Here is a 12586-nt window from a genome sequence, read left to right as displayed (position 1 = left end):
GATCCCTCACGGATCGACCCGCACGCATCCTCCCAGGTATGTTATCGCTCGTTCACTACCTGCGGGGGTTGCGTTTCGTCACAGTCCGGCCGGAGCCCTACTCACTCGCGCCGCACCCGTTCCTGCAGGGCAGCGTCCTTGTCGAGCACCGTGCGCTCCAGATCGGCCTGGAAGCCCGCCATGCGGTCACGCAGCTCCGGGTCGTTCGCGGCCAGCATGCGCACGGCAAGCAGGCCGGCATTGCGCGCGCCACCCACCGAGACCGTCGCGACCGGCACACCTGCGGGCATCTGCACGATCGACAGCAACGAGTCCAGCCCATCGAGGTACCGCAACGGCACCGGTACGCCGATCACGGGCAGCGTCGTCGCCGAGGCGACCATGCCGGGCAGGTGCGCGGCACCTCCGGCTCCGGCGATGATCGCCCGCAGGCCACGACCTGCCGCGCTCCGGGCGTAATCCAGCATGCGCTGCGGGGTGCGGTGAGCCGAGTACACCCCTACCTCGAAAGGCACGTCGAACTCCCCGAGCGCGTCGGCCGCCGCCTCCAGCACCGACCAGTCCGAGTCACTACCCATGATCAGGCCGACCTGGGGTGCACTACTGCCCACCGCCATCTGCACGCTCACCTTCCGTCACGCTGTCTTCTGCATACGTCGGATCATTGTCAGGCCGCCCCGCGCGCCCGGCCAGTCGTGCGGCCACGCACGCGGGCGGGCGGCCGCCGCACACGTCCGGCACGACGCGGCCCCGGGCTCGCCCGCCGGCGACCGGAGCCGTGTCAGCCGTGCACCCGGTAGCCGTCCTGCCAGTACCCGTTGGCGAGCCAGTGCGCGGCCAGCCTCGCGCGTTCGGTCAGCTCGGCGAAGCTCCGCCCCAGCACGTTCACGTGCCCGAGCTTGCGGCCCGGCCGCTCCTGCTTGCCGTACAGGTGCACGTGCACGTCCGGGAACCGCGCGAACAGGTGGTGCAACCGCTCGTCGATCCCCATCGCGGGTGGCTCGGCCGCACCGAGCACGTTCGCCATCACACATGCCGGCGCCAGGGCTTCGGTCGTGCCGAGCGGGTAGTCCAGCACCGCGCGCAGGTGCTGCTCGAACTGCGAGGTCACCGCGCCGTTCATCGTCCAGTGCCCGGAGTTGTGCGGCCGCATGGCCAGCTCGTTGACCAGCACGCCGTCCTCGGTCTCGAACAGCTCCACCGCGAGCACGCCGACCACCCCGAGCTCGTCCGCGATGCGCAGGGCCAGCGACTTGGCCTGGTGCGCGAGGTCCTCGGCCAGCCCCGGAGCCGGCGCGAGCACCTCCGTGTTGATGCCGTCCCGCTGTACCGTCTCCACCACAGGCCACGCGGCGCCCTGACCGAACGGTGACCGGGCGATGAGCGCGGACAGCTCCCTGCGCATCGGGACCTTCCGCTCGACGAGCAGCGTCATCCCGGCTTCCAGCAGCTCGGTGACCAGAGAGTGCGCCTGCTCCTCGGAGGCGAGCATCCACACGCCCTTGCCGTCGTAACCGCCACGCACGGCCTTGAGCACGACCGGCCATCCGTGCGCCGCCGCGAACTCGACAGCATCGGCGACCCGGGTGACCGTGGCGAACGCCGGTGTCGGGCATCCGAGCTCGGCGAGTTTGGTGCGCATCGTCAGCTTGTCCTGGGCATGCAGCAGCGCGTCCGGTCCCGGACGCACCACGACGCCCTCCTCGCACAGCGTCCGCACGAACTCGTTGGGCACGAGCTCGTGATCGAAGGTCAGCACGTCGACGGACCCGGCGAACGAGCGCAGCGCGGACAGGTCGGTGTGACTACCCGCGACGACCTTGCCTGCCACCAGCCCGGCCGACTCCCGTTCCCCGGCGGCGAGCACGCTCAACGACTGGCCGAGCGCGATCGATGCCTGGTGGGTCATCCGGGCGAGCTGGCCGCCACCGACCATGCCGACTACGGGGAGACCGGTTTGCATATCCATGTGACCGAACGTTCCTTCTTCCGTGCGCCGAGGGCCTTTCTCGCAGGTCGGGTACCACCCACGCCTCCATCGTGGCGGCGAACCACCCTATCCACCCGCTTCGGGTTCGCGCCTACCCGACAGCCCGTGGTGCGACGTGCGCGACATCGCGAGCGGTATCGCAGGGGTCGCCGCCCCGCGTGGGTAGCGTAGCGGCGAGCGGTACCGGCACGGGCGGGTACGCGCTACCGGGAGTGGATCGCGGCACGTTCCGGTGCGGCCCCGCGCCGTCGACGTCCGGCGCGGCGAGCAGCGCGGCAGGCGATGTCGGTCCCGGTCGGTCCCGGTCAGTCCCGGTCGGGAGTGAACACGTCCGCCCGCGCCCGGTCCACCGCTGCCAACACCGCACCGCGCAGCACCGGGTTGTCGTCCACCCGGCTGACCGCGATCGCCGGCGGATTGGGGCACATCGCGGCTGCGTGCCGCTGTACCCGCGTCGCCAACTGCTCACCGCCCGCCCGGCCGACATCGCCTGCCAGCACCACAAGGCCCGGGTCGAGCACCACGCAGATCGAGGCGACTCCGACAGCCAGGCGACCAGCCAGCTCGTCCAGCAGGGGAGCTGCCGCATCCCCGGCCGTGACGGCCATCTCGACGGCCTCTGCAGGCGTCCGCGCCACGTACCCGCTCTCCGCTGCGAGCTCGAGTACCGTCTCGCCGCCGGCGAGCGTCTGGAACGCACCACCGATCGTGGGAAGGGTGCCGCTGCGTGGCGTGGCCACCGTGGCGGGCTTCGGAGCACCGGGCACCGGCAGCCATCCGATCTCCCCGGCGGCGCCGGAGCGCCCACGGTAGAGCTCGCCGTCGATGACGACCCCGAGCCCGAGCCCGACGCTCAACCACAGCAACGCGAAGTCGTTCGTCTCGGCCGCCGCTCCCCCTGCGCGCTCGGCGATCGCGGCGAGGTTGACGTCGTTCTCGATGATCACCGGCCTGCGCAGGTCGCGCCGCAGCGACTCGAGCACCCCGCCGTGCCAGCGCGGCAGGTCGAAGGAGAACCGCACGTCGCCGGTGCGCGGGTCCACCATGCCCGGGGTTCCGATGGCGAAGGCCCGTATCCGGGAGAACGGCACATCGGCCGAGCGCGCGGCCTTGTCCACGACCTCGTGGACCACTCGTGCCGGTTCCTCCGAGCCGTTCGGGTCGACGGTCAGCTCGGACACGATGCGGCCGGTGATGTCGGCGATGCCCGCCGTGACGCTGTCCGGGCCGATCTCCAGCCCGGTGACGTAGGCACAGGACGGCACCACCCCGTACACCGAGGCATTCGGGCCCCGGCCTCCCGGCCGGGTTCCGACGACCTCCACCAGCCCGCGAGACTCGAGCCTTGCCAGCAGCTGCGACGCGGTCACCTTGGACAGCCCGGTACGCTCACCCAACTCGGCACGAGTGAGCGGACCTGAGCTCAACAGCAGCTCCAGCGCCGTACGGTCGTTGATCTCGCGTAGCAGCGTGGGGGTGCCCGGTCGGGCTGGCATCCGTGTCGACCCCTTCCGTCTCGATCCGTTAACGACCCAACCATACTCTATTTTTTTAGTAAAGTTTCCTGTTAGTTTTTCCACGGTCGGGAGACGCACACAGGACGCGGGGAGCACGGACGGACAAGGAGAGCCCTAGTGAAGACAGCGAAGATCGTGGCCCTGTCGGCCGGGGTCGCTCTCATCGCCGCGGCATGTGGCGACGGGGCAGCCGACGACCAGGCCGAGGCCCCTGACGAGATCACAGTGTGGCGGCTCGGCCCACCGGACGAGGATCACAACTCGTTCATGGCCGAGGTCAACGAGGAGTTCGAGGAGCAGCACGGCATCGCGGTCGAGGTCGAGTGGGTCCCGTGGCCCGATGTCGACACCAAGTTCCAGGCGGCGGCAGCGGGCGGCGAGGGGCCGGACGTCACCGAGATCGGCAACACCCAGGTGGTGACGTGGGCCAACCAGGGCGTACTCGCCGACATCACCGAGCAGGTCGACGACTGGGAGGAAGGGCAAGCCATCCCGGAGAACCTGTGGGAGAACGAGACCCTCGACGGCTCGATCCACGCGGTGCCGTGGCTCGGCGGGGTTCGTGCGGTCATCTACCGCGCGGACTGGTTCGACGAGCTCGACATCGACATCCCCACGGACTGGGAGGAGCTGCGCGCCGCCGCCGAGACGATCTCCTCGGCCAAGGAGGGTGTGAGCGGCTTCGAGATCAACGGCGGCTCGGACGCCATGCACGCCCTCGCCCCGTTCATCTGGGGCAACGACGGCGAGATCGTCGAGCAGGACGGCGACGGGTGGGCGTCCCGGCTCGACGAGCCCGCCGCACGGGACGCCATCGCCTGGTACACCGACCTGGTCGAGCAAGGAGTGTCATCCGAGGCCGCCGTGACCCGCGACTCGGTGGAGATCTCCCGGTTGTTCGCCAACGACAAGGTCGGCATGTTCGTCGACGGCTCGTGGGCCAAGAGCGTGATCACCGACACGGCTGAGGACCTCGATGACGAGGCGATCGGCGCCTTCGAGCTACCGGCACGGCACGGCGGCGCCGCCCCACAGTTCGCGGGAGGCAACGACCTCGCGGTATGGGCCGACAGCCCGCATCAGGATGTGGCTTTCGACTACATCACGCTGCTGGCTTCGAAGGAGAAGGTCACCGAGTACGCGCCGATCGCGGGCCTGCTGCCCGCCTACCCGGAGTTGCTTGCCGACGACACCTACAAGGAGGACGACTGGCTCGGCCCGTTCGCCTCGGCCATGCCACTGGGCAAGGCCTACGCTGTGGACGAGAACTGGGTCCAGGTCGAGGACTCTGTCGTGCAGCAGATGCTGAGTGACATCGTCCGTGGCGAGACGTCCGTCGAACAAGCCACGGACGCAGCGGCCGAGCAGATGGACGAGATTCTCGACCGGTGACCGACACAGCCCTACGATCGGGGACCCGTCGCGGCCGGCGCACCGCCCCGGCCCGCGGCGGTCCCCGGCCCCGCGGGTCACGGACCCGGCTCACGCCGTACCTGCTGCTGGCCCCCACCCTCGTGGTCATCGCGGGCCTGCTGCTGTACCCGCTGTACCGGATGCTCGTGATGTCCACCCAGGACGTCGGCCTCCGGGAGATCCGCGGCGAGCCCGCCGAGTCGGTCGGGGCTGCCAACTTCCGTGAGATCCTCACCTCGGAGGTCTTCTGGCAGGCGTTGCGCAACACCGTGGCCTTCGCCGCGGTCGCCGTCTCCGCGACACTGGTGCTGGGCACGCTGGTGGGACTGCTCATCCACCGGCTGGGCCGGGTGATGTCCACTACCGTGGTCATCTCGACGATGCTGGCCTGGTCGATGCCCCACATGTCGGTGGCGACGGTGTGGCGCTGGCTGTTCGACGAGCACGGCGGGGTCGCCAACTGGCTGCTCAACCAGGCACCCGACTGGCTGACCGGAGCGCTGCTCGGACGCGCGGACTGGAGCGGCTACTCCTGGTTCCTCGACCCCCTGCCGCTCTACTTCGTACTGACCCTGGCAGTGGTGTGGCAGTCGTTCCCGTTCATCGCTGTGTCGGTACTCGCGGGACTGAAGAGCATCCCCGGCGAGCTGTTCGAGGCCGCGCGAGTGGACGGAGCGGGCCCGTGGCGAAGCTTCTGGCAGGTCACCTTCCCCCTGCTCAAGCCGGTATTCGCTGTGCTGCTCGTGCTGTCGATCATCTGGGACTTCAAGGTGTTCACCCAGCTGCACGTGCTGGCAGGCGGTATCGGTAACCCGGCTGCCTACAACCTGTCGCTGTATGCCTACGCGGAAGCGTTCCGGTCCCCGCCCCGGATGGGCCTCGGTTCGGCGATCGCGATCGTGCTCGCCGTGATCCTCCTCGTCATCACCGTGTTCTACGTGCGGCAGATCGTGCGGCAGGAGGATGTCCGATGAGGGCAGTGGCAGGAAGGCGGTCCAGCCGCGTCGCGATCAACGCCGCCGCGATCGCCGTCATCGTCTTCTCCGTCTTCCCCGTGTTCTGGATGGTCTCGACGGCGTTGAAGACCAACGAGGACATCTTCACCACCGACATCGTGCTTGTGCCGACCAGCGTGACCTGGGCGCACTTCCGGGAGATCTTCACGGAGGGAATCGGCAACACGTCCCTGTGGATCTACCTGCGCAACAGCACCGTCGTGGCGCTCGGCGCCGTACTGTTCGGCTCGGCTGCGGCGCTGCTCGGCGCGACAGCGGTGGCCCGGTTCCGCTTCCGGTTCCGGGCCTCCTTCCTCATCATGCTGCTCATCGTGCAGATGGTTCCGCACGAGGCACTGCTCATCCCCCTGTTCGTGATGGCACGCCAGGCGGGACTGACCAACCGGCTACTCGGCCTCGTGATCATCAACGTGGCATTCACGCTGCCCTTCGCGATCTGGATGCTGCGCACCTTCGTGGCAGCCGTGCCGCGGGAGCTCGAGGAGGCCGCGGAGATCGACGGCGCGTCCCGGTTCCGCACCTTTGTCTCGATCCTGTTCCCGCTGGTCGCTCCGGGCCTGGTGGCGACGAGCATCTTCTCGTTCATCACCGTATGGAACGAGTTCATCTTCGCGTTCACACTCATGGCAGACGAAAGCGGTTACACCATGCCTGTCGCACTACGCTGGTTCATCGCCCGAGAAGGCATCGACTGGGGCGGTGTCATGGCGACATCCACCGTCATGACCATCCCCGTGATCATCTTCTTCCTGTTCGTGCAGCGACGCATGGTGTCCGGTCTGGTCGCCGGGGCGGTGAAAGGATGACGCCCGCCGACCCCACCCTGCACCGGATGGCCGCGACCACCCTGCTCGCCCCGTTCACGGGCCCGAACGCACCGAGCTGGCTGTGCGAGGCGATCGCGGACGGCCTCGGGGGAGTCTGCCTGTTCGCCATCAACGGCAACGTCGCCGACACCGAGCAACTGTCGACCCTGTCGACGACCCTGAGCTCGTACGGGCAGCCGGTCATCGCCATCGACGAGGAAGGCGGCGACGTCACCCGCCTCGCCCACGCGACCGGCAGCCCGTACCCCGGCAACGCCGCGCTCGGCGCCATCGACGACACCGAGCTCACCCGCGCGGTACACCGCTCGCTCGGTGCCGAGCTCGACGTCGTCGGGATCAACCTCAACCTGGCTCCCAGCGGGGACGTCAACACCGCGACGGACAACCCCGTGATCGGCACCCGGTCCTTCGGCTCGGACGCCAGGCTGGTCAGCAGGCACACCGGCGCGGCGGTGCGCGGGTTGCAGGAGGCAGGAGTCGCCGCGTGTGTGAAGCACTTCCCCGGCCACGGGGCGACCCGCCAGGACTCGCACCACGAGCTACCGACCATCGACATCTCCATGGACATGCTGACCGGCCGCGAGCTCGCCCCGTTCCGTGCCGCGGTCACCGAGGGAGCCCAGGCGATCATGACCGCCCACGTGCGGGTACCCGTGCTGACGGGCACTGCCCCCGCGACACTGTCGCCGGCGGCGCTCGAGGGCCTGTTGCGGGAGCGGATGGGCTACGACGGCCTCGTCGTCAGCGACGCGCTCGAGATGCAGGCGATCAGTGACACCGTCGGGATACGCGAGGGAGTCGTACGGAGCCTGCTGGCCGGCGCGGACCTCCTGTGCCTTGGCGCCGTCCAGGGCCCCGACGTGCTCCGTGCGACGACCCAGGCCATTGTGGATGCTGTACGGAGCGGGCGACTACGCGCAGGGCGGCTCGAGGAGGCAGCCTCCCGGGTACGGCGGCTGCATGCCTGGCGGGCCACCGCCGGGCGAGCCGAGTTCGACGGCGCCATCGGGCTCACGGCCGCGCGGCAGGCGGTACTGGTGACCGGCGAGCCTGCCCCGCTGCGGGAGCCGCTCGTGGTGGAGATCGAGACGCCGAACTCGATGGCCTCCGGCAGCCTGCCCTGGGGTGTCGCGGCCTGGATCCCTGGTGCCGACGCCGCCCGTGTGGAGCCGTCCCGGTGCACGCCGCACGGCCGGACGCGACGGTCGTGGAGATGGGGCTGCCGACCTGGCAGCCCCCGTGCACCGCCTACGTCGCCACGTACGGGGCGGCGGCGGTGAACGGCAAGGCAGCCGCCGAGCGTCTCACCACCGCCGCCGGTTAGGGCATCCCCGGCATCGCGGGAACGGTTCGTCAGCCGCCGGAGTCGACGCGCTGCCAGACGCCCCACGGACCACCGGTCCCGGGCTCGTCACCGCGAGTCCACCACTGCGCGCGGTACACCACGCCCTGATGGCTCACCTCGTCACCCGCGTAGTACACGGTGGACTCGTCCCACTCCACGGGCCCGGGACCCGGGTCCGGCGGGTCACCGGGGTCGGATCCGTCGTCTCCGAATACCACGTCGTGGCAGGCGTAGAAGGCGTTCGCGGTATCCGCGACGGTCCAGACGGCGAGGATGAGGTGCTGCCCCTCCTTGTCGCTCGGCAGGGTGCCGGTGTGGGAGTACTCGAACGGCGGCTGCCCGCTGAACGGGACCGTGAGGAAGGGCGTGGGCTCCAGCATGTCCCTGGTGAGCGGCCGCGCCGGGGCGTAGCTGTCGTTGGTGACGAAGTACTCGAACCTTTCCGTGGAATGCGCCGCGGTGAACGACCAGCTGAACTCGTGCTCGGCCCCGGCGGTGAGCTGCTCGGTCGGCCACTGCCCGTCGCGCGGGTCGTCGAGCGAGGCGAACGGTTCGTTGCCGGCCGAGCAGATCCGGCCGTCCGCGGGACCGGCCTCCGGGAACCCGTCCGGGCCCTCCACGCTCTGGGGCTCGTACCTGATCTGGCCACAGCCGGTCACGGTGCCGTCGGCGCAGTGCAGCTGCCTGCTCGTCGGGCTGTCGGTGTAGCCGTGCGCGGCAGCAGGAGCGGCACCCACAAGTCCCAGCGCGACGGTGGTGGCCGCACCCGTGAACATCGCGACCCCAACGCGCGCGGCGGTCGAGTGAGTCATGACGGTTCCTTTCCCTCGGGGCTTGTCGGGGCTTGTCGGGGCTTGTCGGGGCTTACGCGGAAGTAGGGCCGTAGCGCCACAGGCGGGCACGTGCCTGCGAGACCGCGTGGGCACGTGCCCGGAGAACACCTGTGGTTGCGAGACACACCTCAGGGCAGTGCGTCGGCGAGCGTCGAGGTCAACGTCGCGTTCGCGTCGTCACCGTCGAGCGACCACATCATCGACCCGCCGAGACCGCGGTCGGTGATGTACTCGGCCTTCCGCTCGAGCACGGCCGGATCGTCGTAGCTCCACCACTCGTCACCGTCATAGAGCCACAGCGCACCGTGCTCGTCGTCGCGGAAACGCTGGCCCGGCTTGTCCTTGAGCACGTGGTAGTCCTCGATACCCTGCTCATAGGTGCCGTCCGCCGGTCCGGCAGCGTCCTGGTACAGACCGTCGTCGGTGCCCGGCACGCCGGACCAGCCCCTCCCGTAGGCAGGCACGCCGAGGACGATCTCGCTCGGCTCGGCACCCCCGTCCAGGTAGGTGGTAGCGGCCAGGTCCGCGCTCCACCGCTGCGGCGTCGGGTCGCCCGGCGGGGAGAACAGTTGTGCCTGGTGGTTCGTCTCGTCATCCCACGCGCCGTGGAAGTCGTAGCCCTGCACGGTCGCGTAGTCGAGCGCGTCGAACACCCCGTCGATCTCGATGCCGGCCTCGATCTTCTCCGGAGCGGCAGGCAGGAACGCCGTCAGCTCGTAGTGCTCGCCGGTCTCGGAGCCGAGCTCGTCGAGCTGACGCCGGAACTCCTCGAGCAGGAGCGTGTAGTTCCGCTTGTCCTCCTGCCTGATGACGTTGCCCGGCGCGCCTTCCGAACCCGGCCACTCCCAGTCCACGTCGATACCGTCGAAGACGCCGGCGGCCGCGCCGTCGGGCAGGCCGGGCACGTTGCCTTCGATGAAGCGGTCGACACAGGACTCGACGAAGTGCTCACGGGACTCCTGTGTCAGGGCCGCGTCGGAGAAGTTCCCCGACCACGTCCACCCGCCGAGCGAGAGCATGACCTTCAGGTCCGGGTGCTTCTCCTTGAGCTCGGCGAGCTCGTTGAAGTTGCCACGCAACGGCTGGTCCCAGGAGTCGGCCGCGCCGTCTACGCTCTCCTCCGCGGAGAACGCCTTGTTGTGGTCGGCGAAGGCATCCCCGGTTGCGCACTCCAGGTTCTGGTCGACGTCGGCGAAGGCGTAGTTGATGTGCGTGAGCTGCCCCGCCGCTCCCGAGACGTCCACGTCCCTGACCAGGAAGTCACGGTCGTAGATACCCCACTGTGTGAAGTACGCCACGCGAGTGTGCCCGTCCGGGGTATCGTCGTCCCGTCGCGGCGTCGTCGCGCTGACCTCACTGGACGGTGCGGACTCCGCTCCGGTGTCATCCACCGCGCTGACCCGGTAGTAGTACGTCGTCTCGGGTGAGCGCCCCGAGTCCGAGTAGGAGGAGACCGCGATGTCCTCTGCCACGAGGGTGCCGGCTCCGACCTCGAATCCCGGCTCGGTCGACCGGTAGACCTTGTAACCGTCCACGTCGGGCTCGTCGTTGTCCGCCCAGGTCACGTCGACCTGACTCGGACCGGACGCGGTCGCCGACACGTCCTGCGGCGCAGCCGGAGGCTCCGGGTCGGGGTCCGGGTCGGGAGTACCGTCGTCCGGTACGACGCTGATCGCCGAGAGCGTGGCGTAGCTCGCCCCGCCATTCATCGTGAAACCCACCGAGAGCCGACCGTCCGAGACGGTCGTGGTGAACGACCGGTCGCACGCGGTCAGCGAACCACACTCGGCATGGATGTCCACACCGGTCAGGACCGTCTCCGAGCCGCTGTGCACATCGAACACCCGTTGCCCGGGGGCCGTCGCCCAGTCCTCGACCATCTTCAGCGTGACCTCGTACGAGCCGTCCGGCACATCGAAGGTGTAACCCGACCCGCCGTCGAAGTAGTTGTAGCTCTGGTACAGGGCATCATCATCGGTACCGGCGATGGACTCGCCGATCGAGCCCGAGCCGTACACCGTGCCGAACCCCCACTCCCCCTGCCGGTAAGCCTGGTCGGCCGACCACTGCCTGCCGTCGGCATCGTCGTAGCCGGCACCGTTGGCGTTGGCTCGCACCGGGACCTGCGTCCCGGTCGTATCGGCCCCCTGTGCCACCGGGGCGACCACACTCAACGGCACCACGATCGCGGTGGCCGCGGCGGCGAACGAGCTCACCCTGCGAGCTGGCCACCGTCGTCGCCGGCGAACAGCCGGCCGGTTGGAGATATCTCTGATCATGGGCTTCCTCACAGACCTGTCGTCACGAGCGCGCCGCGCACGCCGCTGTCGCGTCGCGCCCGGCAAACAGTTAACTTTCTTTCCAATTAATGTCGCACCCTGCGGCTGACATCTCCCTCGGGGTCGACCTGTTCACGCCCAGTCCGGTCACATCTTTTAGGAAAGTTTCCTAAAAGAGGGATTATCGTCACGCACGCACATCCCCCATGTCAAGGCATCCGAGTAGGACCGAAGGTCGGGTAACGGTTCAGCGGTGCACCGTCGAGCGCACGCGAGCCGGGTCAGCTCTGGCTGAGCTCCTGGAGCAAGGCGCAGGTATCGGCGTAGGTCGAGCACAGCCTGCTCACCCGGATCCGCGCGCCGGCAAGGCCGCTGAGGTCGGGGTCGGCGAGGAACCGCTGGTTCGCCTCGCGGCGTACCGCGACCGCCCGGTCGGCCGGGCCGGTGGAGCGGTCGGCGAGCACCGCGATCGTGGACGGGCCGAGCACCGCGATGCTCTCGCCCGCGTCGAACACCGACCTGAGCACATCGGCGATCAGGATCATGCCGGTCAGCCTGGGCCACCCGGTGACATCAGCCAGATCGACCGACACCGTCAGCAGCACGTGGTCCTCCGGAACCGAGCGACCGTCCCGCGCGGCGCGCCCGTAGACCTCGGCCAGCCGGGTACGCAGGTACGCCGCCGTAGGCAACCCGGTCAACGAGTCCGTGACCTCGGTGTGGGCCAGCTGGTCCAACGCGACATCCGCCCACGCCACCGCGGTGACGCGCACGAACCGTGCGGGAGTGGCATCGATGTCCGGATCGGCGAACCCGCCGGCGGACCGGTCCGCGTCGAGAACCGCGTGCAGCGCGGCCAGGTCGGCCAGGGTCTCCTCCAACCCGGCACCAGCCGCCGCCCGTGCCCTGCCGAGGCCGGACAACGCCCTGTCCGTCACACCCTCGCGCATCACCGTGGCGCACACCGTGTCGACCTCGGGCAACGCCCAGTCACTGGGGAATCGCCACCCGGACGCGAGGCTGGCGGTGCGCCAGCGAGCGCGCAGCGCGCGCAGCGCGCCGGCCTCGTGGTCCCGCGACTCCTCGTCGGCCCCTGCCGTCGCGTCGGATGCGGCGTGCCCACCGCCCGGATACGCTCCCGAGGCAGACCTGTCAACCACAGCCTGTACCTCCACAGTGATGATGCGTTCGTGAAGGGAGACGGAACCACATTCGCGTCGTGACGGGAGACCGCGATACGAATTCGAACCGTCCTACCGGCTCTAGGCCGTTCGGTGGACCCGGAACGCGACGCTCGCCCGGTGCTCCGTCAGACTGAGGATGGCAACCCGTCCTATCGTGGGTGGCCCCACGACGGGACCACCCA

General features: G+C 69.3%; 10 protein-coding genes. 4 read left to right on the top strand and 6 right to left on the bottom strand.

Annotated features, from left to right (window positions below; genetic code table 11):
* Window positions 1-101: 101 nt before the first annotated feature.
* The 3 genes from purE to CHB84_RS04745 all read right to left on the bottom strand — a co-directional run bounded on the left by purE (window position 102) and on the right by CHB84_RS04745 (window position 3486).
* Window positions 102-617 (bottom strand): 5-(carboxyamino)imidazole ribonucleotide mutase, encoded by a 516-nt coding sequence (purE, locus tag CHB84_RS04755; protein WP_089300247.1) that lies wholly within the window; start codon window positions 615-617, stop codon window positions 102-104.
* A 164-nt stretch (window positions 618-781) separates the two neighbouring features.
* Window positions 782-1969, bottom strand: a complete 1188-nt coding sequence (locus CHB84_RS04750; protein WP_089300246.1) for a 5-(carboxyamino)imidazole ribonucleotide synthase — start codon at window positions 1967-1969, stop codon at window positions 782-784.
* Between the two features lie 326 nt (window positions 1970-2295).
* Window positions 2296-3486, bottom strand: coding sequence for an ROK family transcriptional regulator (locus CHB84_RS04745; RefSeq protein ID WP_089300245.1), 1191 nt, complete (start codon window positions 3484-3486; stop codon window positions 2296-2298).
* A gap of 138 nt (window positions 3487-3624) precedes the next feature.
* On the opposite strand from CHB84_RS04745, the gene CHB84_RS04740 reads away from it, so the two are divergent.
* Genes CHB84_RS04740 through CHB84_RS04725 form a run of 4 tightly spaced genes read left to right on the top strand, consistent with a single transcriptional unit; the run spans window position 3625 to window position 8043 of the window.
* Window positions 3625-4899: a sugar ABC transporter substrate-binding protein gene (locus CHB84_RS04740; protein WP_089300244.1), complete on the top strand. Its 1275-nt coding sequence runs from the start codon at window positions 3625-3627 to the stop codon at window positions 4897-4899.
* Window positions 4896-5894, top strand: a complete 999-nt coding sequence (locus tag CHB84_RS04735) for a carbohydrate ABC transporter permease (protein ID WP_217898469.1) — start codon at window positions 4896-4898, stop codon at window positions 5892-5894. The genes CHB84_RS04740 and CHB84_RS04735 overlap by 4 nt, the downstream gene beginning before the upstream one ends.
* Window positions 5891-6742, top strand: coding sequence for a carbohydrate ABC transporter permease (locus CHB84_RS04730; RefSeq protein ID WP_089300243.1), 852 nt, complete (start codon window positions 5891-5893; stop codon window positions 6740-6742). The genes CHB84_RS04735 and CHB84_RS04730 overlap by 4 nt, the downstream gene beginning before the upstream one ends.
* A complete protein-coding gene (locus tag CHB84_RS04725; RefSeq protein WP_217898468.1) occupies window positions 6739-8043 on the top strand; it encodes a glycoside hydrolase family 3 protein in 1305 nt (434 codons plus the stop codon). Before CHB84_RS04730 ends, CHB84_RS04725 begins: the two co-directional genes overlap by 4 nt.
* A 73-nt stretch (window positions 8044-8116) precedes the next feature.
* Here CHB84_RS04725 and CHB84_RS04720 read toward each other — a convergent pair whose 3' ends face one another.
* The 3 genes from CHB84_RS04720 to CHB84_RS04710 all read right to left on the bottom strand — a co-directional run bounded on the left by CHB84_RS04720 (window position 8117) and on the right by CHB84_RS04710 (window position 12380).
* Window positions 8117-8920 carry a lytic polysaccharide monooxygenase gene (locus CHB84_RS04720; protein WP_245818558.1) on the bottom strand — a complete coding sequence of 268 codons (804 nt, stop codon included), beginning with the start codon at window positions 8918-8920 and terminating at the stop codon, window positions 8117-8119.
* A 149-nt stretch (window positions 8921-9069) separates the two neighbouring features.
* Entirely contained in the window at window positions 9070-11157 is a 2088-nt protein-coding gene (locus CHB84_RS04715; protein WP_176439776.1) for a glycosyl hydrolase family 18 protein, read from the bottom strand.
* 344 nt (window positions 11158-11501) lie between these two features.
* The gene (locus tag CHB84_RS04710) at window positions 11502-12380 is read right to left on the bottom strand and encodes a GGDEF domain-containing protein (RefSeq protein ID WP_425432274.1); all 879 of its coding nucleotides are present in this window, start codon (window positions 12378-12380) and stop codon (window positions 11502-11504) included.
* Between the last annotated feature and the right edge of the window lie 206 nt (window positions 12381-12586).

The sequence above is a fragment of the Haloechinothrix alba genome (genome assembly GCF_900188115.1).
GTDB classification, from domain to species: Bacteria; Actinomycetota; Actinomycetes; order Mycobacteriales; family Pseudonocardiaceae; genus Haloechinothrix; species Haloechinothrix alba.
This window is presented reverse-complemented; position numbering and strand designations above follow the sequence as displayed.

What these genes read in the sequence shown, in the direction of transcription:
- purE (WP_089300247.1), bottom strand. Translation starts at nt 617, where the DNA reads ATGGCGGTGGGCAGTAGTGCACCCCAGGTCGGCCTGATCATGGGTAGT.
- CHB84_RS04750 (WP_089300246.1), bottom strand. Translation starts at nt 1,969, where the DNA reads ATGGATATGCAAACCGGTCTCCCCGTAGTCGGCATGGTCGGTGGCGGC.
- CHB84_RS04745 (WP_089300245.1), bottom strand. Translation starts at nt 3,486, where the DNA reads ATGCCAGCCCGACCGGGCACCCCCACGCTGCTACGCGAGATCAACGAC.
- CHB84_RS04730 (WP_089300243.1), top strand. Translation starts at nt 5,891, where the DNA reads ATGAGGGCAGTGGCAGGAAGGCGGTCCAGCCGCGTCGCGATCAACGCC.
- CHB84_RS04725 (WP_217898468.1), top strand. Translation starts at nt 6,739, where the DNA reads ATGACGCCCGCCGACCCCACCCTGCACCGGATGGCCGCGACCACCCTG.
- CHB84_RS04720 (WP_245818558.1), bottom strand. Translation starts at nt 8,920, where the DNA reads ATGACTCACTCGACCGCCGCGCGCGTTGGGGTCGCGATGTTCACGGGT.